At 34.2% G+C, this 24,562-nt stretch carries 18 protein-coding genes; 11 read left to right on the top strand and 7 right to left on the bottom strand.

The window, feature by feature from the left end; genetic code table 11:
* Positions 1 to 583: 583 nt before the first annotated feature.
* The 5 genes from J7574_RS20950 to J7574_RS20930 all read right to left on the bottom strand — a co-directional run bounded on the left by J7574_RS20950 (position 584) and on the right by J7574_RS20930 (position 2,188).
* Positions 584 to 823, bottom strand: a complete 240-nt coding sequence (locus J7574_RS20950) for a hypothetical protein (RefSeq protein ID WP_290973449.1) — start codon at positions 821 to 823, stop codon at positions 584 to 586.
* A 69-nt stretch (positions 824 to 892) separates the two neighbouring features.
* Positions 893 to 1,060 carry a hypothetical protein gene (locus tag J7574_RS20945; protein ID WP_290973446.1) on the bottom strand — a complete coding sequence of 56 codons (168 nt, stop codon included), beginning with the start codon at positions 1,058 to 1,060 and terminating at the stop codon, positions 893 to 895.
* Positions 1,050 to 1,760, bottom strand: coding sequence for a DUF3164 family protein (locus J7574_RS20940; RefSeq protein WP_290973443.1), 711 nt, complete (start codon positions 1,758 to 1,760; stop codon positions 1,050 to 1,052). Before J7574_RS20940 ends, J7574_RS20945 begins: the two co-directional genes overlap by 11 nt.
* 19 nt (positions 1,761 to 1,779) lie before the next feature.
* A complete protein-coding gene (locus J7574_RS20935) occupies positions 1,780 to 2,058 on the bottom strand; it encodes a hypothetical protein (protein WP_290973440.1) in 279 nt (92 codons plus the stop codon).
* The gene (locus J7574_RS20930; protein WP_290973438.1) at positions 2,051 to 2,188 is read right to left on the bottom strand and encodes a hypothetical protein; all 138 of its coding nucleotides are present in this window, start codon (positions 2,186 to 2,188) and stop codon (positions 2,051 to 2,053) included. The genes J7574_RS20935 and J7574_RS20930 overlap by 8 nt, the downstream gene beginning before the upstream one ends.
* A gap of 309 nt (positions 2,189 to 2,497) precedes the next feature.
* On the opposite strand from J7574_RS20930, the gene J7574_RS20925 reads away from it, so the two are divergent.
* Together J7574_RS20925 and J7574_RS20920 are read left to right on the top strand one after the other, a co-directional pair.
* Positions 2,498 to 3,181 carry a S24 family peptidase gene (locus tag J7574_RS20925; RefSeq protein WP_290973435.1) on the top strand — a complete coding sequence of 228 codons (684 nt, stop codon included), beginning with the start codon at positions 2,498 to 2,500 and terminating at the stop codon, positions 3,179 to 3,181.
* A gap of 143 nt (positions 3,182 to 3,324) precedes the next feature.
* Entirely contained in the window at positions 3,325 to 3,789 is a 465-nt protein-coding gene (locus tag J7574_RS20920; protein ID WP_290973433.1) for a hypothetical protein, read from the top strand.
* A 96-nt stretch (positions 3,790 to 3,885) separates the two neighbouring features.
* Here J7574_RS20920 and J7574_RS20915 read toward each other — a convergent pair whose 3' ends face one another.
* A complete protein-coding gene (locus J7574_RS20915; protein ID WP_290973431.1) occupies positions 3,886 to 4,809 on the bottom strand; it encodes a bifunctional helix-turn-helix transcriptional regulator/GNAT family N-acetyltransferase in 924 nt (307 codons plus the stop codon).
* A gap of 395 nt (positions 4,810 to 5,204) precedes the next feature.
* Here J7574_RS20915 and J7574_RS20910 point away from each other — a divergent pair, with 395 nt between their 5' ends.
* From J7574_RS20910 to J7574_RS20890, 5 genes are all read left to right on the top strand, one after another.
* Positions 5,205 to 5,762, top strand: a complete 558-nt coding sequence (locus J7574_RS20910; protein WP_290973429.1) for an RNA polymerase sigma-70 factor — start codon at positions 5,205 to 5,207, stop codon at positions 5,760 to 5,762.
* A 113-nt stretch (positions 5,763 to 5,875) separates the two neighbouring features.
* Entirely contained in the window at positions 5,876 to 6,796 is a 921-nt protein-coding gene (locus J7574_RS20905) for a FecR family protein (RefSeq protein ID WP_290973427.1), read from the top strand.
* A gap of 71 nt (positions 6,797 to 6,867) precedes the next feature.
* The gene (locus J7574_RS20900) at positions 6,868 to 10,239 is read left to right on the top strand and encodes a SusC/RagA family TonB-linked outer membrane protein (protein WP_290973425.1); all 3,372 of its coding nucleotides are present in this window, start codon (positions 6,868 to 6,870) and stop codon (positions 10,237 to 10,239) included.
* A gap of 19 nt (positions 10,240 to 10,258) precedes the next feature.
* Positions 10,259 to 11,794, top strand: a complete 1,536-nt coding sequence (locus J7574_RS20895; protein WP_290973422.1) for a RagB/SusD family nutrient uptake outer membrane protein — start codon at positions 10,259 to 10,261, stop codon at positions 11,792 to 11,794.
* A gap of 248 nt (positions 11,795 to 12,042) precedes the next feature.
* Positions 12,043 to 13,860 carry an alkaline phosphatase gene (locus J7574_RS20890; protein WP_290973419.1) on the top strand — a complete coding sequence of 606 codons (1,818 nt, stop codon included), beginning with the start codon at positions 12,043 to 12,045 and terminating at the stop codon, positions 13,858 to 13,860.
* Positions 13,861 to 14,316: 456 nt separating this feature from the next.
* Here the strand turns inward: J7574_RS20890 and J7574_RS20885 are convergent, their stop codons facing one another.
* A complete protein-coding gene (locus tag J7574_RS20885) occupies positions 14,317 to 15,921 on the bottom strand; it encodes a class I SAM-dependent methyltransferase (protein WP_290973417.1) in 1,605 nt (534 codons plus the stop codon).
* Between the two features lie 382 nt (positions 15,922 to 16,303).
* On the opposite strand from J7574_RS20885, the gene J7574_RS20880 reads away from it, so the two are divergent.
* The 4 genes from J7574_RS20880 (at position 16,304) to J7574_RS20865 (ending at position 24,560) form a co-directional block, all read left to right on the top strand.
* Positions 16,304 to 17,314, top strand: coding sequence for a LacI family DNA-binding transcriptional regulator (locus J7574_RS20880; RefSeq protein ID WP_290973414.1), 1,011 nt, complete (start codon positions 16,304 to 16,306; stop codon positions 17,312 to 17,314).
* Positions 17,315 to 17,517: 203 nt separating this feature from the next.
* Positions 17,518 to 20,610 carry a SusC/RagA family TonB-linked outer membrane protein gene (locus tag J7574_RS20875; protein ID WP_290973410.1) on the top strand — a complete coding sequence of 1,031 codons (3,093 nt, stop codon included), beginning with the start codon at positions 17,518 to 17,520 and terminating at the stop codon, positions 20,608 to 20,610.
* An 11-nt stretch (positions 20,611 to 20,621) separates the two neighbouring features.
* Positions 20,622 to 22,136 carry a SusD/RagB family nutrient-binding outer membrane lipoprotein gene (locus tag J7574_RS20870; protein ID WP_290973407.1) on the top strand — a complete coding sequence of 505 codons (1,515 nt, stop codon included), beginning with the start codon at positions 20,622 to 20,624 and terminating at the stop codon, positions 22,134 to 22,136.
* 432 nt (positions 22,137 to 22,568) lie between these two features.
* Positions 22,569 to 24,560: a glycoside hydrolase family 2 protein gene (locus J7574_RS20865; RefSeq protein ID WP_290973406.1), complete on the top strand. Its 1,992-nt coding sequence runs from the start codon at positions 22,569 to 22,571 to the stop codon at positions 24,558 to 24,560.
* Positions 24,561 to 24,562: the final 2 nt, after the last annotated feature.

The following is a 24,562-nucleotide window of genomic DNA, read 5'->3' as shown; positions in this document are numbered from 1 at the left end:
AATTCGTAATATTCAATATCCAATATTTGAGGTTTCCCGTAAAGGATTATGTGCCTAAAATGATATCTTGAAAAATTCTCTTAAAAATTAACATTTATAAATGAGGCTATTTTTTTGTCTTTTTTGCTTATAAGAAAGAGAGGAGGTCTTTTTTTTGATAAAACTATTTTTTGATAATTCAATTTCTGAAAAAAATCATAAATTCTCAATAATTGTATTTGTTGAAAATCCTAGATTTATTTTGATGGTTTTTATATTGTCTTTATTATTTATTTAACATTTTGTTGTTTTACTGGGTTGTAAATGGTTTAGAAGAAAAAGCCTGTAAAAATAAATTGTTACAGGCTTTTTCTTTTGTTAGGATTTCAAGAGAACGTAATTTTTTATTGTGTTTTAAATTAATTTGAGATTTTAATTCAGCATTTTATTGCAGGAAATTTATGGATCCTATTGTAAAAGCAAAGATGAGAACTTTAGATGCTTAATAAAAGAGAGTGCAAGGTCTTTGAACATCCATGTTCGAGGTTTTTACAGACTTGTACAGTAAAATGAAAGAATGTTTGAGGTTGCGTTGTTAGAGGATTTACGATGCCATTTTTTGGCTTAATTCTTCGATTTTTTTCAATTCAATTGTTATCGGTGTACAGAGAATTTCGTACAGTGTAGTTCTTGAGATGGGGTAAACAGGATAAATATATTTACGCCAAACAACTGTGGTTGGGATATCTTCCGTTTTATGTTTTTGATATAAATCTTTTATAAGTTTATATCGAAGTAACTTGTTTTTTTGAATTCCGAGGCTTCTTTGAGTTGATACTGACATGGTAAAAGGATTAAAGTGATGAAATAATGTAGTGAAGTAATTGTGGTATTTATCGTTAAAAAAGAATTTCTAGGTTTTGTTTTTGATTTTGTTTTTTAGTTCATTTCTATATTGTTTATATGTTGTTCCTATTTTGAAATTTAGCCATTCATGAAACATAAGAATAGGTTTCAGATTGGTTGCAATTAATAAAAGTGCTAAAAGTGCTGATGCATAGATGTCGTTATTAGGCTGCATTGGTGTGTTCATTTTGTTGGTTAAAGAAATTGAATACATATCCATGAATAAAATCAACAGAAGACATAGATAGAGGGATATTTGTTCTCGTTCCGTTTTCGTTAATTATGCTTGCCTCAATAAACCAGCTTGAACGAATTGGTTTAAATGCGGAAGCTATAATTGCGACTCCATCTGTAAATTCTTCATCGTTGAATTCTTTGGTAAGTTTTTGCAATTCTAGAACTCTAGATCCTTTTAGATTTCCCTTAGCATCTTTTTTTAAAAGATTAAAGACAATTTTTACAAGTGAGGCAGTTTCCTTATTTGTAGAAAGTGATGCAATGTAATTTTGCACTTTTTCAATTCCGATTGTTACAGTGTCGTCCCAACCTTCGTTAATTCGATATCCAATTGTGATTTCTTCTTTTTCATTAGAAAAGGTGTGTGACATTTGTTTTTCTTTAAAACCGTAGACTTGGTTTTTTAAATCTAAAATCGTTTCAAAAAGTTGAAATGTTTCTGTCTTTACATTTTGAATCATTTCGGAAGTCTTTTTTAGTTTTAATAGCGCTTTCGGGATCGTTTCTGCGACTAATTTTTTATAAGTGTCTCTTTCTTGATTTTTTTTGCTTTCGACTCTAATTAAGGCTTCTTTTAGCTGTTTAGCGGAAAATTGAGACAAGTCGATTGTTTGGTTACTGATAATTGATGTGTTCATAGTTTATTGGTTTTAAGTTTTAGAATACGGTGTTAATTTCTTCTTTAAGCGGATCTTCGTGATAAGGCTTAAAATTGTATTTCAGAGCCAGTTTGGAAACTTCTATAATTTTGTTTTCTATAACTGATGAAACAGGTCTTGGGGTCGCGTTTTCATTTTCTAAAATGTGCATCCACTGAAAACGTTCCTGGTTAATGCAGATTCTTTCTCCAGCCGTAAATGTTTTAATTTTTTCAGAACAAAACTGTAAGGCTAAATAAAGTAGTGCAATGCGTTGTTGAATTTGTGTGTTACTCATGATTTTCTTTTAATTGATTTTTTAATTTGTTAATGTCAGATTCGATTAAACTTCTTTCAGGACTATTTGGATTTTCAATCAGCCAATTTTCCAATTCCTGAATTTTCTCTTTGATTTGAATTGTTCCCATTTTTAATTCGGATTAAAGTTTTGATGGTATTTATTGTTTTTAGATTTTCTAGAAATGATTATTTTTAAACTAGTAGTATTTTACATCTTTTTGAGATTTTAGGGTAATATTTTTATTTTTAAATTTTTAATAGTTTAATTTATTTTAAATCAGGATTTTACATTTTATTTTAAAATACTTTAATTTTTGTTTCCCCAATATTTTCTGGCTTAACCCCTTGTTTTTCAATTTTATTTTTCTTTACTTTGCAAATATAATGTAAAATAATACATTAAAACAAATATTTAACGTAAAATAATACATCTTTTTATGGGGTCAACAGAAAGAGTGCGGGAATATCTTGATTATAAAGGGATTAGTAAGTATAAGTTCTGTAACGATTTAGGATTTTCTAATAAATTTTTGGATAATAGCAGCAATATGGGAACAGATAAGGCGTGTAAAATATTACACTACTATCCAGACCTGAATTCGGAGTGGTTATTAACAGGAAACGGATCAATGATTAAAGAAGAAAATACAAGTCTAATGATTATGAACAATGACAGAAAAACAGTCGATTCGCTACATGCAAGTCAGGAAATACCGTTGTATGATTTGGAAGCCGTGGCGGGTTTGAGAGAATTATTTAGCAGCGGGGAGCCGCAAAGAATTTTAGATACCATAAAAATTCCAAATTTGCCAAAATGTGACGGAGCAATTTCTGTAACAGGAGACAGTATGTATCCATTATTAAAATCTGGAGATATTATTCTGTATAAGGAAACAGAATTTGAGAATATCTTTTTTGGCGAAATGTATCTTCTAAGTGTAAAGCTAAATGACTGGGAAGAATACATTACAGTGAAATATGTTCAGAAGTCAGAACAGGGACAGGAGTATGTAAAATTGGTAAGCCAGAATTCACATCATCAGCCGAAGGACATTCATATCTCAAAAATTTCTGCTTTGGCATTAATAAAAGCTAGTATACGTATTAATACCATGATGTAAATGGGTTTAAAATCATAGTTTATGCAAGACAAAGACACGTTTCTTTTTAAAAAAGTACATTCTATTATTTTTTTTTAAATTTGTCAATAATTCGAAACTAATATCGAATGTTGTTTAGGTATTATTTCGCAACACTTTTTTAGATGAGTACAATAAATGAAAAGATTGATGATATAGCAATTAAAGAATTTAGGGGGAACAATAGTTCTTTTGCAAAAGTTATGAATACAAGCGAGGCAAATATTCGAAACTACAGAAAAAGTACAATGCCAAAACTTGATTTTATTGTTAAGTTGCATGATTTGTTCGAAATCAGTTTCGAATATCTACTTTCCGAAAATATTGAAATTGGTAGGTATAAAATTGAAGATCCAAAAAGTACGGATGAGAATCAAGATTTGGTTCATAAAATGTTATTAACAGAGAATAACTTCTTAAAACAAAAACTTGAATTTTTATCAGAGCAAATAGAGTTTTATAAAAGTAAAATAGAGTTTCTGTCTCTGCAGAGAAATGTGAAAAAGACTCAAACAACAAAAGAAATAGCTGAAGGACTCAGAATTATTGATGAAATAGAAAATTTGTTTATCAAGAAACCAGTTAAGTAATTTCCTTAGAATCTTAGATTGAAAGATTAAAAAAAGCGCAAAATCAAAAAGATTTTTGCGCTTTTTTATATTAGTTCTAATCGGTAAATACTCTATTTATCCAATAAGCCCCAAATCATATCGCTCCTCAAAAAACGTCTTTCCCCATTCCTCAACCTCTTCAGATTTTGTCAATTCAAATCCCATCATTTTATACATTTGAAGTGCTTTGTCTTGCAAGTTAGTAGTAAGCAGAAAAACGTTTTTGAACTTTCTCTCTTTACAGAAATCTATCGCTTCGGTTAAGAGTTTTTTTCCAATTCCTAATCCTCTAAAAGCGGGATCTAGGAGAAACCATCTTAGTTGTGCTTCTTCGTTAGACTGATGTACAATCGCAACACAACCCACAATTTTATTATTGTATTCTGCCATCCAAATTCGATCATTTTCTGGGGAATATTTTTCTAAGAAATCGTAAAAAGTCTTGATTACATATTTCTCAAAATCAGTTGAGAAATGATACTCTTTTCCGTAAATCGCACCGTGCAGATAAATAATGTAACCAATATCACCAGGAGTAATTTCATAGCGATAGGTAATATCTTCTCGCGCTATTTTATTTTCTGTAAGCAGATTTCTAACTGTATTCATAGAATCGACTAAAATCTCTTTTTCGGAAGAATTTAATTTTTCGATTTTACCTTCAATCTTATTTTCAGATTTATCATTTAAAACACTCAATAATTCATTTCCAGAATTTGTCAGTTTAATATTGAAAGCGCGTTTGTCTTCAGAAGAAGTGACTTTCTCAATTAAATTTTCCTTTAAAAAACGCTTTAAAATTCGGCTTAAATATCCTTTATCCAGATTTAAAATTTCGGTGATTTTCTGAGCCGTTATTATTTTGCTTTCGCTGATTTCATATAAGATTCGTATCTCAGTTAAAGAATATTCGCTATCTAAATAATGTTGACTTAAAATATCTAAATGAGCAGTATAAAATCTATTGAAACTTCTAATTTTTGAAGTTGTAGTATTCATGATTGGAAATATTGTATTGTTGAGGTACAAATATATAAATTTAGTTGCTTTTGTCAACTAATTTTAGTTTTTATTTCATTTGAAAAGAATTTTGAAGAGATTAAAAATCATTTCGAGGCATTTTCATTAAGTATTTGTTAAGCACTTTTTGTCTTAAATTCTGCTTTTTATAAGAGAAAGATGATTATATGAAACTGCGTTTTTCATTTTTTACTTCAAATACTACAAAGTCTCACTTTACAGCTTTTTTTCGACTTCAAATGTTAATAATATGTTTCGTTTTAGAGGTGGTTTATTAATGTAAACGTAACCTAATCGACCTACCCCCAGTTTTAATTTTGGAGACATATAAGAAGAACCCAATACTTTCTATATGCCAATTTTAAAACCAAATTATGTATAAGAAGTTTACAGACGAAGAACTTGTCGAATTATTAAAATCGGGCAAGGATAAAGCTTTTGATGAACTTTATTTTCGATATCGAGATTTGCTCGTTCGATTCGTATATCTCCGAATGAAATCGATTGCTATTTCAGAAGAAATTGTGCAGGAAGTTTTTGCCTCTATTTGGGAACGACGCAAAACAATTGTGATCCAGAAAAGTTTTGCCGCATACATCTATACTTCGGTTCGCTATATGACTTTAGATTATATCAAATCGCACGAAGTTACCGATCAATACATTCAAGAAGTTTTAGAAAAAAATACCGTTTCGCAAAGTAGTTATAACGCAATAGAAGATTCTATTTATTACGACGAATTGAAAAAAGCGGTTGATGAAGCGACATCATTACTTCCTAAAAAATCTAAGGAGGTTTTTATTCTAAGTCGCGTAAAACAGTACACTAATAAAGAAATCGCCGAAGAATTGAATGTTTCGATCGAAACGGTAAAATACCATATTACGTATTCGCTGAAGTTCATGCGTACGTATTTGGGCGAATTCAACTAAAAGTAAATTTCTCATTAAGAACTCAGCTTTTTTCTTAACAGAAGCGTAACCTTTTGCGCCTACCTAAAATTACAATTCCCAAGACATACTATTAAAGACATAAAGAAATTATAATGCCTGAAAATTCAAATAACGAAATCAAAAATTTTCTAGAAGGAAAGTATTCTCCGAAAGGACAAGAAATGTGGAATAAATGGTACGATCGTACAGATGACTTTTTTGATAATATGGAAATGGTTCAATCTGACCGATCAAAACTGAAAAAAGAGTTAAGACAAATAAAGAATACCAACAAAGTTATTGCTCTTCACTATAAAAACTGGGCTGTAGCGGCCTCTTTAGTTTTTCTAATCGGATTATCGGTGTTTTTTTACCAAACATCAAATGCTGTTGAAAGCAAACAATTTGCAGTAAAATTAGGAGAGCATGCTCATATAAAATTAAGTGACGGAACACAAATTTGGCTAAATGCAGGAAGTGTTCTTAAATATCCTATAGCATTTAAAGGAGGCACCAGAGAAGTGTATTTAAGCGGAGAAGCTTTTTTTGATGTAGCCAAAGACAAAAAGCATCCTTTCATCATTCATACCAATAAAATGGATACTAAAGTTCTCGGAACTAGTTTTAATGTTCAAGCTTATCCGGATCAAACTACACAAGAGGTTTCGGTGGCAACGGGAAGAGTAAACGTGAAATCGACTGTTACAGAAGAAAATGTGTATGTAACTCCAGGTCAGAAAGCGGTTTTTAAATCGCAAGACAACAAACTTCAAGCTTTTAAGGATATTCCAGTAAATAACATTTCGCTATGGCGAAAAAATATTATGGTTTTTGAAGAAACGCCTTTGCCAGAAGTCGTAGCCACAATCAATCGCAATTATAATGTTTCAATTGAAGTCAAAAACAAGAATCTAAATGCGTTAAAAATTAGCGCCTATTTTAAAGAACTGCCTGCCGATCAGGTGATTGGTTTGGTGTGCAATATCATCAACGCTCAATACAAAATGGATTCTGGGGTTTACAAAATCGAATAATTTTTTAAACAATAAAAATAAAACTACGTAGCAAACTAATAAACAAAACAATTACACTAAATCTAAAAACTATGAGTGAAAAACTAATGCGGTATGCCGCAAAATGTCAGAGCATAAGGACAATAGGAACCAAATTATTCCTGTTTATGGCTTTGTTTTTTGCAGCACTAACAGTACAAGCCGGTAATGTTGACATTAACAAAAGAGTGACTTTAAAAGTTGATAATGAAAGTATAAAAAATATATTTCAAAAAATTGAAAATCAGGTTGATGTGCATTTTATGTACGAAAGCAGCCAAGTAAACGCTAATCAGAAATTAAGCTTAAAATTGAATAACGTAACGCTAGAACAAGCGTTGGATAAAATTTGCGGCAATGTCCTTAAGTATGAGATTGTGAGCAACAATATCGTAATCAAAAAAAATCAGAAACTTGCAGAGAATAAAATTACTGTTTCGGGAACTGTTTTGGCAGGCGACGATAATATGCCTTTGCCAGGTGTCGGGATTAAAGATAAATTTTCTGATGCAGCCACAGCCACAGATTTTGACGGAACATTTAAACTGGAAGTAAACGCTTCAGAAGCGACGCTTATTTTTTCTTACGTAGGTTATGTTACGCAAGAGGTGAAAGTTACTAGTTCGCAAAACATTACAGTAAAATTAGCTGCCGATGTAAAACAGCTTCAAGAAGTGGTAGTAATGGGTTACGGAAGCGTGAAAAAAAATGAAGTTTTAGGAGCTGTTGGTTCTGTTTCTATGAAAGAAACTTCAAGCAGAACGTACAACAATGCTGCTGAATTATTGCAAGGAACTGTTGCCGGAGTTACCGTAATAAACGATGGTGGTGACCCAACGGCTTCGCCAACAATCAACATTCGTGGTATTGGGTCTTTGAATGCTGAAACACCTTTAATTGTTTTGGACGGAATTATTTACAGCGGTTCTTTAAATACAATTAATCCAAATGATATTGCTTCGATAAACGTTTTAAAAGATGCGGCTTCGGCAGCAATTTACGGTGCGAGAGCTTCTGGCGGAGTAATTTTAATCACTTCCAAAAAAGGGGTTTCAGATAAAATTAATGTCAATGTAAATTACCAAGGTGGTTTTCAGAATGTAGCTAAAAAATTAGAAGTTTTAAATGCGGCAGAATATGCCGATGCAATGAATTTATCAAGGGATAATGCTGGTTTGCCAAGAATTCCTGCTTTTGATCCTGCTTTTGAACCAACAGCAAGAACAACAAAAACCAACTGGATGGACGAAATTTTCCGTACAGGAGAAATTCAAGATTTATCTCTTTCGGTAAACGGAAAAACAGAAAAATCAAATTTCTTTCTTTCTGGAAGTTATAGAAAAAACGAAGGTATTTTGCTGAATACGTATGGCGAACGTTACACCGTAAGAGCCAATTCATCTTTCAAATTGGCTGATAATTTCACCATCGGAGAAAATATTTCGTACTCCTTAACCGATGGTCAAACGGCTAATACAGCAAGTTCGTACACAGGAGCAATTCAAGCAGCGATTTTATATCCGCCAAACGCAACGATTTACAGAGAAGATGGTTCTGGCCAATTTGGTGGTGTTCCAGAAAAATATGTTGGTTCTTATGGAGACGTTATCAATCCTGTAGCGTATTTAAAAAGATTAGACAATAAGAATCCAATTTCTACTATTTTGATCAATCCTTATGCAGAATGGGAAATTGTTCCAGGTTTAAAAGTAAAATCAAACTGGGGTTACACGAGAATTCAAGATAATGCAACAGACTTTACAGTAAAAGTTACGGAACCAGGAAAGATTTTCGATTTCAACAGATTGACGTTGAAAAACATAACGACTACAGATTTATTGAGCGAGCAGACTATTTCTTATGAGAAATCATTCGGAAAGCACAATTTAAAAGCTTTAGCAGGATACACGTATCAAGAAACCAAAAGAGATTTTTACACCATTGAAGGAACTGGTTTTGACAACGAAGATCCATCGCAGCGTTATTTGTTGAATGCAAAATTAATTCAGCAGACCGCAGCAGGAAGATCAGATGAAATTATTTCTTCTTATGTGGGAAGAATCAATTACGATTTCAATCAGAAATATTTAATATCAGGAATTGTTCGTCGTGACGGAACTTCAAAATTATTAGAAAATAACCGCTGGAAAGTATATCCTTCTGTTTCTGCAGGTTGGTTAATTTCTGAAGAAAATTTCATGAAAGGCATCGAGCCAATCATTAGCAACTTAAAACTTCGCGCAAGCTGGGGACAAATTGGAAACTTAGGAAACCTTGGACCATACCAATTTAGTGTGCCTTTGGTACAAACCCAGGCTTTAATTGGAGCAGTTCCGTCCATCAATTATGGTTATGCAGAAAGCGAATTATCAAACCCGAATTTAAAATGGGAAAGTTCTGAGCAAACCAATATCGGTTTAGATTTTACCATGCTAAATAATACTTTGGTAGGATCTGTTGATGCTTATGTAAAGAAAAACAAAGACATGTTGGTACGTGACCAATTGCCTGGAGTTTCTGGAACGCCGCAAGGAAGAATCGTTAACTCTGGTGATGTTGAAAATAAAGGAATCGAGGTGAGTTTGACGTATCAAAAAACACGTGGAGAATTTAAATTTGATGTTACGGCAAATGCTGGATTCTTAAGCAATAGAATTGTTTCTATTAAAGACGATTTAAATTCCTTAGAACCTCTAGGTTTGAGCCGAGTTCGTAGTTTGCCTTTAGCGAATATTTACCAAGTAGGAAGCCCAGTTGGAGCTTTCTACGGATATGCTACTGACGGATTATTTCAAAGCAATGATGAGGTGAAAGCATATGTAAACAAAAATGGAGTGATGTATCAGCCAAATGCTGTTGCGGGAGATATTAAATTTAAAGATGAAAACGGAGATGGCGTAATCAACAACAGCGATAGAGTTGTTTTAGGAAGTCCGTTTCCAAAAACGACCTATAGTTTAAATGCAAACTTTAAGTACAAAGGATTTGATATGAACATTTTCTTCACGGGAGCTGCAGGAAATAGCGTTTTCAATGCCGTAAAATATACAGGATTAAATGCTTCTTTCCCGGGTTATAACTTATTGGCAGATTCTAAAGATGCTTGGTCGCCAACCAATACCAACACCAATGTTCCCATTCTTTCAGCAACAGACAACAATAACAACTTCGGGCGTATTTCTGATTTATATATTGAAGATGCTTCTTTCTTAAGATTGAAAAACGTTTCGCTTGGTTATACGATTAAAGAAAGTTGGTTGAACGGAAAAGCGAAATTGAGATTTTTTATTTCTGGACAAAACTTATTTACAATCACGAAATATTCTGGAATGGATCCTGAAGTTGGACTTAAAAGTTTCGGAATGGATTTAGGTCGTTATCCGCTTTCTCGTATTTACATGACAGGTGTTAACGCAACTTTTTAAAAAATAAAAAACAATTAAAATGAAAAAATTAAGTCTTTTATTATTGAGTTTTGTGCTTTTGATAAGTGCTTCGGCTTGCGAAAGCGAACTTGATGTTGTGCCGCAAGGAGCTCCTTCTAGCGGAAATTTCTGGAAAACACCAGCAGATGCAAAAGCAGGAGTAAATGCAATCTATGCTTTGTATTCTGATGATAATATGTACGGTCGTGGTTTCTTTTGGCTAAATAATGCCAGCGATGATATTGGAACAAAACCAAGACAAAATGCAGAAAGAATCAAAAATTTTATAGTAGACGGATCAGAATCGGATACAAAAGATATTTGGAGAATTCACTACGAAATTATGAAACGCTGTAATGACGTGATTCGTAACATTCCTAATATTTCTTTAGATGAAAAAACAAAAAACGGAATGTTGGGAGAAGCTTATTTTAATCATGCCGTAATGCATTTAGAATTGGCTTACCATTATGGAGACGATCGCGCTGGTATTCCGATTCAAGACAGACAAAATCCAACCAATGTGTATGTGCCTCGCGCTAAAAATGTAGCAGAAAATTACGTTTACATTGCAGCCGATTTAATCAAAGCAGCCGATTTATTGCCTTATTTCGATCAGCTTACACCAGACAATTATGGGCGCGCTCATAAAACTGCAGCATGGGCTTATTTGGTTCGTACCTATTTGTATGCTAAAGATTGGGACAATGCTATCAAATATGCCAATATGATTGTGGCTAGTGGAAAACATAAATTATTAGACAATTTTGAAGATGTATTTAAAATCAGCAATAACTGGTCTTCAGAATATATTTGGTCGGTAACTTCAAGTGCAGAAAATACTTCTTTAGGTTCGATTTTTCCTGGAGTTTGCTTAGAAGATAAAGGTTGGGGAGTTTACAACGGTTGGGGAAATTTTTATCCAACAAAAGAATTATTCGATGCGTATGATCCAAACGATAAAAGACGTAGTGCTACGATTTTACAAAAAGGAGACAAATTTGTTTATTTCGGAGAAACAGTAACATTCAATGAAGGAAGTCATGTCGTGAGTTCAAGTAACAGAACTGGTTATCAGTTTAAAAAATACATGGAACCTTTTAGTTATCCAAAAACAACTTCGGGCGGAGTAGATATTCGTTACGTAAATGCGAATGGAGACAAACCTTCAACAGCTTTAAATGTGCCTCTTTTGCGTTATGCAGATGTCATTTTGATGTTAGCGGAAGCAAAATTAATGAAAGGTCAAAATGCAGATACAGAAATCAATATGATTCGCCATCGCGCAGGTCTTGCCGATATTTCTGGCGCAACAATGGTCGATTTGAAAAGAGAAAGAAGATGCGAATTGGCAGGGGAGTGGACAGATCGTCATTTTGACTTAGTGCGTTGGGGAGATGCAAAAGAAGCTTATGCAAAACCATTGCACCATTATAACGGAAGCGTAATTTATCCTGCTCGTAATTTTAATCCTGCGATTCACCACGTTTGGCCAATACCGCCAGATGAAATCGCAGTGAGCAAAGGAGCTTTGACTCAAAACCAAGGCTGGTAATAAATAATTTTGTTGTGTTTTTATAGTTTTTTACGCTGCAGTCTTGGTCAGGAGACTGCAGTTGTAAAAAAAAATTGTCATTCCGAGGAACGAAGAATGACAAGACTACTTTTACTATGTGCATTTAAATAAGTGAAACGCCTTTACACATAAAGAAAAGCTATGTTTCTATGTGTTTAAAACAAGAATAGCAAAACCCATTTCTCATAAAGTTACCTACAGCTTTAAAAGAATAAAAATCATTTTCGATGAAAAAAATAATCACCCTTTTTTGCCTTCAATTTTGCTTGTTTGCTCAAGCGCAAGAATACACTTCGTCTAACATTCATTCCCACAACGATTACGAAAGTAAATTGCCATTTTACGGGGCTTATTCTAACGAAACAGGCGTTATAGAAGCCGATGTTTTTTTAGTGAATAACGAATTGTTTGTGGCACATACTTCTAAAGGAATTGCTTCTCACAATACGCTTAAAAGCATGTATTTAGAACCGCTTTCTAACAAATTAAAAACGTTGGAAGGAAAAGCGTATCCGAGCAACAAACCTTTGATTTTAATGATTGATATTAAGTCAGATGCCGATTCGACTTTGAAAGCAATCACCCAACAATTAAAGACTTTTCCAGATATCATTTCGAATAAAAACATCAAAGTGGTTATTTCTGGAAACAGACCTTTGCCTTCGCTTTGGGCAACATATCCAGATTTTATTTATTTTGATGGAAGGCCAAATGAAAACTATACTCCAGAGCAATTGGCGAAAGTTGAAATGATCAGTGAAGATCTGCATGAAATCACAGTTTGGAATGGAAAAGGCGTTTTGACGCAGCCAGATGTAGAAAAAATCCAAGCCATTATCAAAAAAGTCCACGATCAAAACAAAAAAGTAAGATTCTGGGCTACGCAAGACAACGTGAATACGTACATGACTTTGATGAATTTAAAAGTTGATTTTATTGGAACAGATAAAGTGGCTGAGTTAACTCAATTTATCAATAATATCAAAACCACATTTTATCAGAATACGGAATTTCATCAAGCTTATGCGCCTAAAAATGGTTTCAAGAATAAACGCCCGAAAAATGTTATTCTCTTAATTGGAGACGGAATGGGATTAACGCAAATCTATTCTGGTTATACGGCAAACAAAGGGCAGCTGAGTTTGTTTAATATTCCAACTCAAGGACTATCGATCACAAAATCTTCAGACAGTTATATTACAGATTCTGCGGCAGGAGCAACGGCTATGGCAACAGGACATAAAACCAGTAATCGTTTTATAAGTGTTGACGAAAAAGGAAAACCGCTTGAGACCATTGCAGAACAATTGGCAAAGAAAAACTATAAAACAGCGATTATTTCTGCTGGAAATATTACCGATGCAACTCCAGCGGCGTTTTATGCGCATCAGCCAGAAAGAAGTTTAAGCGAACCAATTGCGAATGATTTCCTTTCGAGTCCATCCGATATTTTAATTGGAGGAGGACAAAAAGAATTTATTGCTAGAAAAGATGGTAAAGATTTGTCTAAAACCTTAATTGAAAAAGGATATACTTTCTCAGATAAATTCTCGAGTTTAGATACCATTAAAAACAGCAAATTTGTAGTTTTAGAAGATGCTGCGGTGGTTTCTATGAAAAATGGCCGAGGGGATTTTTTAACCAAATCTTTAGCGAAATCGACAACTACTTTTTCAAAAACAAAAAGTCCGTTTTTTATTATGGCGGAAGGTGCTCAAATTGATTACGGCGGACACCAAAACAACGTAGAATATGTGGTGAGAGAAATGCTTGATTTTGACAAATTGGTTGGTCAAGCAATGGAATTTGTAGATAAAAATCCAGAGACGTTGTTAATCGTAACCGCCGATCACGAAACGGGCGGATTATCTCTTATCGATGGAAGTATCGAAAAAGGCTACGTTCACGGAAGTTTCAGCACCAACGATCATACGGCAATTCCGGTTCCAGTTTTTGCTTACGGTCCAGGTTCTGAAAAATTCATGGGAGTTTACCAGAATACAGCAATTTATGACAAGATTATGGAGTTGATTGGAGGGAAATAATTTCTTTTCAAATGATAGAATTCAAAAGGAGCGTCTGGAAAGACAGCTCCTTTTTTGGTTTTTATCTAAGATGTGTCGCTCCGCTGGAGCTTTGGATTGATGTTTCGAATTTTTTCTATAAATATTTCGCTCTTTCAGAGCTTGAAAATGTTTCTACAAAAGCCCCGTAGGGGCAAAATATAGGTAGAAAATATATTTAAGGTATAAAGAAATAGCCCCATAGGGGCGAAATATATCGCTCGCTGGAGCTTTTGATTTGTGTTTTGAATTTTTCAGCTATAAATATTTCGCTCTTCCAGAGCTTGAAAATGTTTTGAAAAAGTCCCAGCGGGACGAAATATGGGTAGGTCTCGTGGGGACGAAATATATTTACAATACATTAATTTTTGTAGATAACCTTATTCAAACATAGCCCAAGGTTTTAACCTTGGGAACACAAAGAGAGATTAAGCTTATCTATTTTCCTTTCAATAAATTAATACTCACTGTTGCCGTATCCGCATCGGGAAATCGTTTAAAAATAGATTGATCTGGAAATAATCCTGCTTCGGCCGCAATGGTATTAAAAACATCAATTTCAACAATATACTGATCCGAAAAACCATGAGTAGCATCATAAGCTGTTGCGGGAGTTCTGCCTAAATTATTAGCTGTAAGTTTCGGATTTATGGTATGAAGCTCAATCAGAAGCAGACCAAATTTACGCACATACGGCGACCATTTTTGTAAATGTTCCAGAAGATTATCTTCAACCAAATTATTGCTAATTCTTTTCCCTCTGTAAGCAAATGCGCCTGTTGAGGTGCTCCCCCTATTTTCGTTACTATGTTTCGGATCTTGCCAAATTCTATTATGGTCTAGAAAAGTTCTCACATTCAGAAGATCTTTCAAATCAATATTATAATTTTCTTTCAGATCATCTGCCAGCAAATCAGGACGTCCGATATCGCCCCAAATTACTTTGGCCCAAATATCTGCATTGATAAGATTGGCTCTCGTGACTTTCAAAGCCGTCTGATTATAATCGGCACCGACTAAAAATAACGGATATTCGTCAAGCATTTTTCCGCGTAAAGTCTGTCTGTCGATTACTTCAAAAATATGCTGCAGAAAAGCGCCATTTCCGCATCCCATATCTAGAATTCCTTTTGGCTGTTCTTCAATCGGAAGATTAAAAAGTTTGATCAAAATTTCGTCAACCACTTTAAAATAAGTATCGTGAGCACCGCCGCTTCCCCAAACATTCATTTCACGATCGACATGAATTTCGTTTTCACCTTCAGCAGTTCGTAAAGCATCTGGATTTCCAAAAATTAATTCTTCAATTTTAGCAAATGTGGGCAGATAAGAAACCGTAACGCCATAAGCACTGGCTCTTTTGGCAAAAAACAAACCTGCTTCGGTGAATTGATAATTTCCTTTTTTTTCTAAAAACCAGCCTAAATGCACAAAAAAATCTAATATTTTTTTAAAGTTTTCGGGTGATTTATGAAACTCTTCGGGTCTGAAAGAAGTTTCCATAAAATACTTATGAAACATTCCGTTCATGGCCAGTCGAACAATAGTGGGGCCGATGAGGTAGCCTTCAATATGTTTTAAAATTTGCTCTTGAATGCTATTGGTCAGAGGATCATTGGAAGGTTCAATTCCGTATCTTTTTTTATATTTTTCAAAAATAGCATTGAGTTTTTCAAACGGCGTATCTTCAAACAAACGCGGATGAAAATGTATCGATAACTGAAGCAATTCGACCACATCTTCGTAGAGATAAAACAGCGAAAAAGCAGTTTCCGTTTTCTCATTTACAGAAATTGTAATTTTCTGTGTTTTATTATCGATCACATATTCTAAAAATCCCTGAGAAGCGAGAACTCGTAAAGCGACATTTAGATAGCCCTCGTTAGCATTAAAAGCAGTTGTAAGTTCAGATAATTCTATTTGCTTTTTGTTTAAGATAAATTCTAGCACAGATTTATTTTTAAGCGCGATTGCTACAGGAGCAGTAACCAAGCCATCAAGATGTCTGAAAATGGAACTTAAGAGTTGTGATTTATCGGTCATAATGCAAAAATGAAGGTTAGTTAAAAATAATGATTTTTTTTCTTACTTGAGACATCTTGTTTTTAGTTGGTTGACGTTTTTTCTAAAAAACACGATTTTAAGCAATTTTGGTTTTTTTGAGTTTTTTTTCGAAAAAATAACACTAAAAAATGGCTAGCAAATAGTTGTGCAATCGATTAAATTTCTATGAAAATCATAAAACAAACATTAAAAGTCAAAATGACAATAACTAATCAAAATCCTGTATTTACTGAATATTTCGTTTTTATTTGCGAATAAAAAAGCGATTTGTTGAAAAAAAAATTTACTAAAACGTTTTTGTAAACATCACTTACATATATTTGTGATGTACTAAAATATGCAACTATAAATTTTTTGTCTGATGAAAAAGATTACAATTAGAGATATTGCTAAACAGGCAGAAGTTTCTATTTCTACTGTGTCTTTTGTTATCAACGGAAAAGGCGAAAAAATGGCTATTAGTCCATCAGTGATTAAAAAAGTTCAGGATGTTGCACAAAAGTTGCAGTACAAACCAAGTATGATTGCAAGCAGTCTGCGAACAGGAAAAACAAGATCTATCGGACTTATTGTAGAAGATATATCCAATCAGTTTTTTGCAGATTTGGCAAGAGTAATCGAAGACGAAGCAAAAAATATTAATTATAGAGTTTTTTATTGTAGTACAGGCGACGACAATAATCGTTCGGAAGAATTGGTTCAAAGTCTTTTGCAGGCAAATGTTGAAGGATTCATTATTACGCCAACCCGAAATCTCGAAAAAACAATTGGCCAGCTTTTAAAATTGCAAAAGCCAGTAGTGTTGATCGACCGATATTTTGCCAATCAGAAAGTAAGTCATGTTGCAATGGATAATTACGAAGGTTCTTACTCGGCCGCTAAATATTTAATTGGCAAAGGACGAAAGAATATTGCGGTGGTCAATAATAGCACTGGAATGATCCAGATGAAATTAAGAGAAAAAGGATATGTAGAAGCATTGAAAGAAGAAGGAATTTATAACGAAAAGTATACGCTGCACTTAGATTATCATTCAAGCGAACAAAGCAGAGTAGAGGCAATTATAGATTTTTTTAGAGAAAATGATAAGATCGACGCCGTTCTTTTTTTAGCCAATTATCTTGGTTTAGCAGGACTTCAGGCTTTTAGAACTTTAAAATATAAAATTCCAGACGACATTTCGGTCATCAGCTTTGATGATCACGACAGCTTCAAACTGCATACACCTACAATATCGGTTATAGCTCAGCCCATAGAAGATATAGCAGTCAAGTCCATACAATTGCTAATGAGCCAGATGACCAGTTTTGAAGACCATAAAATTGAAAAAATTCTCAAAAAAGGAAATTTAATAATTAGAGAATCAGTTTAAAAAAATTAGTATTTAAAAAAGGATCCCTTTTTTTTAATCTTTTCACTAAAACGATTTAGTTAAAAAGAACAAGCAGCTGTAGCTTTAAACTGCTGGCTGTGAATATTGAAAACAGAGTTACAAATTTTTATTAATTATTTAAAAGCAAACAACAGAAGAACAAAACACAAACGAAAATCAAAACCAAAACCAAAAAAAAGCTTATGAGACAAATATTAGCAGTATTAGGAGTGATATTGCTTAGCAGTTTAAGTGCTGCCGCGCAAAATCGATTAATAACCGGCATAGTTACAGATGCAGAAAACAAGGGAATTGTAGGTGCATCAATTGAAGTTCAAGGAAAACCATTTAGCGGAGTTACAGATGCTGAAGGTCGATTTAAAATGAATGTGCCGGAAGGTAAAGTTACCCTGAATGTTTCATTTATGGGGTTTCAGTCAAAACAAGTTGTATTACAGGAAAAAGAAACAAGAGTTGCTGTTACACTAATTGAAAATACTCAGGAATTAAAGGATGTTGTAGTAACTTCATTTGGAGTTAAGAAACAAAAGAAAAGTTTAGGTTACGCCGTTGGAGAACTAAAAGGCGAGGATCTGACAAAAAATAAAGAAATCAATTTAGGAAATGCTTTGCAGGGCAAAATTGCCGGTGTAAACGTTTCGGCTCCAGTTACAGGACCTTCAGGTTCAAGCCGAGTTGTAATTCGTGGTGCTACTTCTGCATCAGGATTGAACCAGCCGTTGTATGTGGTAGACGGAATTCCGATTGACAATACCCAACAAGGAAATGCTGGAATGTGGGGTGGTGCGGATAAAGGAGATGGTATGTCTTCTTTTAACCCAGACGACATTGCTTCGCTGTCTGTATTAAAAGGTAGTGCCGCTTCTGCTCTTTATGGGTACAGAGGATCAAATGGTGTTATCTTGATTACAACCAAAAAAGGTAAAAGCGGAACAGGAATAGGAATAGATTTCAGCACTAATTCTTCTTTTAACACACCTGCAAGTCTTTTAAAATGGCAAGATCAATATGGTGCAGGAGCTCCAAATGCTAGCGGTGTGCCAACTAGATTTACTAATTTGCAAGAACTTAGAGACTCGTACTATTTTGCATGGGGAGATAAATACGATGGAACGCCATCTTTATCTCTTGATGGTAAAACAAGACCTTATCAAGCTTATGGAAAAGATAACGTGGAGAATTTCTACAGAACAGGATATTCTTTCAGTAATACTTTAGCTATTTCTGGCGGAAATGAGTCAACAAACTTTAGATTGTCTTTCGGAAATACAAAAGACGAATCTATTATGCCAGAAACAACCTTTGGCAGAAACAACGTGGCTTTGAGTTTAAACTCTGCTCCAAATAAGAGAATCAGTATAGAAAGTAATGCGCAGTATATTTCTGAGAAAAGCCATAACCGTCCGTACTTAAACGATTCGCCAAGAAACCCATCTTTTCCAACTACTTTTATGACTCCAAGTTCAGATATTAGATGGTTAAGCAATCCGTATGATGCAAACGGCGGAGAAGAAGACTTTTTAGGAGCAAACGTATATCATACCAATCCTTATTTTGCTACAAAATCTCCTTTAAACGATGACCTTAGAAAGCGTTTTATCGGGTCGGCAAAAGTAAATTATAACATTACCGATAAAATTTATGCTAAAGCTGTTATTGGTATTGATGATGTTAATTACGAATATACTGAAATTGAGCCTACAGGAATTAATTACAATCCAGGCGGATCTATAGAAAACAGAATTGAAACTCGTTCTGAAGTAAATGCTTCTGGTTTCTTAGGTTACAAAGGAGATATTGCCAAAGATTTTTCTTTAGACGCTTTTATCGGTGCAAACCGTCAGCATAACAGATACAGCGGTATCAAAATGAAAGGAAACAACTTTATTGTTCCTTACAAATATTTCTACGGCAATACACAGCCAGATAAAACAGAAAAATTATATTCTGAAAGCGAAGTAAACTCTCTTTTCTATTCTGCAGATCTTGGATATAAAGATTTCTTATTTCTTAGTTTAACAGGACGTGAAGATTGGTTCTCAACTTTAGATCCAGCCAATAATAGTACATTTTATCCTTCTGTAAGTTCAAGTTTTATTTACTCTGAAGTTATCGGTCTTCCTGAATGGATTTCTTACGGTAAAATTAGAGCAGGATGGGGTAACGTAGGAGGTGCATTGCCAGACGCTTACGCTTTATCTTTAACGTACACAACGCCAGACGGACAAACAGATTCATTAGGACAGCCAATTTTGGGTGTAAATGGAGAAACAATTCCAAATAGAACTTTAAAACCATACAATGTAAGTACAATCGAGTTTGGTTTTGAAAACACATTCTTCAACAACAGAGTAAGTACAGATTTAACGTTCTACAGCAAAAAAACAACCAATGATATTACAGATGCAGATGTTTCTCAGGCTTCAGGATATAGAACTACAAAAATCAACGTTGGAGAAATCTTAAATAAAGGGGTAGAGTTTGCTGTTAATGTAAAAGCAATTAAAACACCAAGTTTTTCTTGGAATGTAGGTTATAACTTTGCTTACAACCATAGTGAAGTTCTAAATCTTTCTGATAAAATCACAACAAAAACATTAGAAGGAAACAGAGACGGAAGAGCTAATGTAGTTTTAGAAAAAGGACAGCCTTTTGGAGTTATTAAAGCGTACGACTATTTAAGAGATGCTAATGGAAATATAGTGCTTGGCACGGACGGAAAATTCTTAAGAGGAAATTTAATCATTGCAGGACAAGGTGTTGCGCCAACATCTATGGGACTTTCAAATGATTTTTCATATAAAAATTTCACTCTTTCTGTTTTTGTGGATGCTAAATTTGGAGGAGAAATCTACTCAGCTACAAACCAGTTAGGAACTCGTTACGGATTAAGTGACATCACATTGCCAGGTCGTGAAAATGGTGTTCAAGTAAGCGGAACAGATGTTAACGGAAACCCAGTTAATACAACAGTTTCGGCATACAATTACTGGAGAAGTTATAGCGACGTAACATCAAACTTTGTTTACGATGCCGATTTTGTGAAGCTTAGAGCAATCTCATTTGCTTATAATTTCCCGAAAACATATTTGCAAAAAACACCATTCCAGGCTATTAGTTTATCATTTTCAGCACATAATTTATGGACTATTTATGACAAAGTTCCAAACATCGATCCTGAGTCAAATTACTCAAACAGTAATGCGCAAGGTATGGAGAGAGCTTCTATGCCTTTGACAAGAAATTATGGTTTTGCACTTAATGTCAAATTCTAATACTAAAAAAGATGAAAAATAGATATATCAAAATATTTTGTGTCGCAATTGTTAGTGCTTTGACATTGGCATCATGCGATAAAGGATTCGAAGAAATGAATAAGAATCCTAATGCTTTAACAGATCCAGCGGTAAAATCAATGTTTACGCTTGCTGAGATTTATGTAGACGGACAGGATTTTTCTAATACAAGAGGAAACAATTTATACGCAGCACAAATTGTACAGCAATTTTCTTCACTTGGAGGACCAGGTTCAAAATACACTTATTCTTCTGAATATTCGGCTGCGCTTTTTGGAGAAACTTACGGAAAAGGATTAAATCAGATTTTCCAATTATTATCTGTGGTAGAAAATACGCCTGAAAATTCAAATATGATTCAGGCTTGTAGAATTATGAAAGTGTTTTTGTTTCAAAAACTGACTGATACTTATGGAGAAGTTCCATATTTTGAAGCCGGAAAAGGATACAACGGAAACGTATTTTCTCCAAAATATGATACGCAAGAAGCTATTTACAACGATCTTTTAAAAGAATTGGATGAGGCAGGAACTGCACTAGACGCAGGGAAACCTTTTGTAGGCAGTGCCGATTTGTATTACCAAAGCGATGTAGCGAGATGGAAGAAATTGGCCAACTCTTTAATGCTGAGAGTAGCAATGCGTCTGTCTAAAGTAAACCCTGCAAAAGCAAAAGAATTTGTAGAAAAAGCCTATTCAAAAGGAGTTTTTACTTCAAATGATGACAGTTTGGTTTTACGCCATGATGCAGGTCCAGCAGGAGTTAAAACCAATCCAATTACTTCTTCATGGGTTAGAAACGATTTGAACGGCGGTGATTCAAACATCAAATTCAGTAAAACTTTTATCGATTTATTGAAAAATACAAACGATCCTCGTTTAAGAATTTATGCAAAACTAGAAGCAACAGGAGATAATAATCCGGCAAATCAGCAAGGTTTGGCAAATGATGCAAAAGAGTTTCCGGGAGGAGACAAAAAACTTTTCTCAGATCCAAATACCTCTACAGTATTGCGTTTAGATGCTCCAACATTAATCATGTCGTATGCTGAGGTTCAGTTCTTATTGGCAGAAGCAGCAGTAAAAGGATGGAACGTTGGCGGATCTGCCCAAACGTATTATGAAAACGGGGTAAGAGGTGCTATGAATATTCTAACGATTTTTGGTGACAAAGTGCCTGCCGTTTCACCAGCAGAATACAACACTTACATTACCACTTATCCTTTTAAATCTGCCGGAACAGAAGCACAAAAAATAGAACAGATTATTACCCAAAAATGGATTGTATTATTGTTCAATGGTTTTGAAGCATTCTCAGAATATAGAAGAACAGGTTACCCAGTTTTAGTTCCAGTTAATGACCCAACGGGAGATACAAAAGGAACAATTCCGAGAAGATTAATTTATGATCAGTCAGAACTTATAACAAACGAGGCTAATTATAAAGAAGCAATTCAACGTCAAGGTTTAGATTTAATGACCACAAGAATCTGGTGGGATAAATAATTTTTAAATTTGGTTGGTTAGTTAAAATAAGTCGGGTACTGAGCATACCCGGCTTATTTTTAAATCAATTAAAAGAGTAAACTAAAAAGGAGACAATTTCAAAAGTTAATTTGCAGAGTCAAATGCCTTTTTTTCGCAGCAAACTGAGAGAGATTCTGCTGAAAAAGATGGATTTATTTCCTGCTTTTAAAGATTTAAAATTAGATGCTTAAAGTTTATTCATTATTTGAATTAAAAACGATCCATATCAAACCCAAATAAAGCAATGGCAGTAGTAAAGAAAAAATTTCTAGTTGTATTTTAGAGTTACTAACAAAGAATAAATTTCTGAAGAGAAGGAATAAACTTGGTCATTTGTTTCCTTCTCTAAACTGCCAAATTATATGCCTTTTTACTAATTTTAGAAGGTATTAATATAGAATACTCCGTAGAATGAATTATCAAATAAAACTTCATTGGCTAAGATGCCTGTTTTTGACAGGTTTTACTTCAATTGCTTTTGCGCAAAGTATTGATTTAAAAAGCAATTGGACTTACCGTGAAGAAAAAACACAAAAATGGTATACGGCTACTGTTCCAGGAGAAATTCATACCGATTTGCTCAATAGCAAATTAATACCAGATCCGTTTTACAGAGATAACGAAGAAAAATTGCAATGGATTGATCGAAAAAACTGGGAATATAAAACCACTTTTCAGGTCACACCAAACATGCTGAAAAAGAAAAATGCAGAATTAGTTTTTGACGGATTAGATACTTATGCGTCAGTTTACGTCAATAAGCAGTTGGTTTTAAAAGCCGATAATATGTTTCGCCAATGGCGTGTTGAGGTCAAGAAAATCTTGAAATCAGGAAATAACGATTTGAGGATCGTTTTTCAATCGGCGCAAAATGTTGTCGATTCACTGGCAAAAAAAGATTACCCGTTTGTAATTCCAGACAATCCGCGTGCTTATGTACGCAAAGCCCAATATCATTTCGGTTGGGATTGGGGACCAAAATTTACAACTTGCGGCATTACCAAAATTCCTCGATTAGAAGCTTATGACGAAAAGACTCCTGAGAAACCGTATGTTCTAAATCGAAAGATCGAACTAATACAAGAACGGGATAGTTTGGGCCGCTCTTTTTATTTTAAAATTGACGGAAAACCGGTTTACATGAAAGGAGCCAATTACATTCCGTCTGATGCTTTTCTTTCGAGAGTAACCAAAAAAGAATATGAAAAAGTAATTGCATTAGCAAAAGAGTCCAATATGAATATGCTTCGCGTTTGGGGCGGAGGTGTTTACGAAGATGATTATTTCTACGACCTGTGCGATAAATACGGAATAAACGTTTGGCAGGATTTTATGTTTGCAGGCACAATGGTTCCTGGAGACGATGCTTTTTTTGATAATGTAAAAAAAGAAGTCCAGTACCAAGTAAAAAGATTGCGCCATCATCCGAGCATCGTTTTATGGTGCGGAAACAACGAAGCTGATGAAGCCTTTAAAAATTGGGGCTGGATGAAAAGCTTTAAAATTTCCAAGCAAGATTCTATTCGTTTGTGGAAAGATTACACTCGTTTGTTTCATGACAGCATCCCGAAATGGGTAAAAGAAGTAGATGATAAACGTCCGTATTTAAGTTCGTCACCGTTACACCATTGGTCAAAAGCCAAAAGTATCACCGAAGGAGACAGCCATTATTGGGGAATCTGGTGGGGATTGGAAGATATTGAAAAGGCTAACACCAAAACAGGACGTTTTGTGAGCGAATACGGAATGCTTTCTTTGCCAAATTATGCTTCAGTTGAAAGTTTTACATCGCCAGAAGACCGTCATTTATATTCTGATATACTAAAACTACATTTAAAGGCAGGCAAAGGTTTTGAAAAATTAGATTCCTATTTGGGAAAATATTTTATCGATCCATCTAAAATAAAAACGATGAATTTGGAAGATTACACGTACTTGAGCCAGTGCATGCAGTATTATTCCATAAAAAATATTGTGGGCATCCATCGTTCGAAAGCGCCTTATAATATGGGAACTTTAGTATGGCAACTAAACGACTGTTGGCCAGTTGCAAGTTGGAGCATTACTGATTACGAGAACCGGCAGCCGAAAGCAGCTTGGTACGCTATAAAAGAAGCGTATAGAGATGATATAAAACCAGAAATCGATTTAACGCGTCCGATAAATTTAAAACTCGAAGATCCAAAAATAACTTGGCAGATAAAAGGAAATGCAATTGTTCTAAAAGCAGCAAAAGCTGCTAAATATATTTGCATTTCGGCCAAAGGATATACAGGAAAATGGAGCGACAATTATTTTGATTTAGCGGCGGGAGAAGAAAAAACAATTTCGTTTGAAAGAAAAATAACAAAATCAGAGATTAAGATTTATTCTTTGTTCGATGTTTTAGAAAGAAATAAATAAGA

Origin of the sequence: Flavobacterium sp. (assembly GCF_017744675.1) — a bacterium.
Lineage (GTDB): Bacteria > Bacteroidota > Bacteroidia > Flavobacteriales > Flavobacteriaceae > Flavobacterium.
The sequence above is the reverse complement of the archived record's forward strand: the minus strand, read 5'-3'. Positions and strand labels throughout refer to the sequence as shown.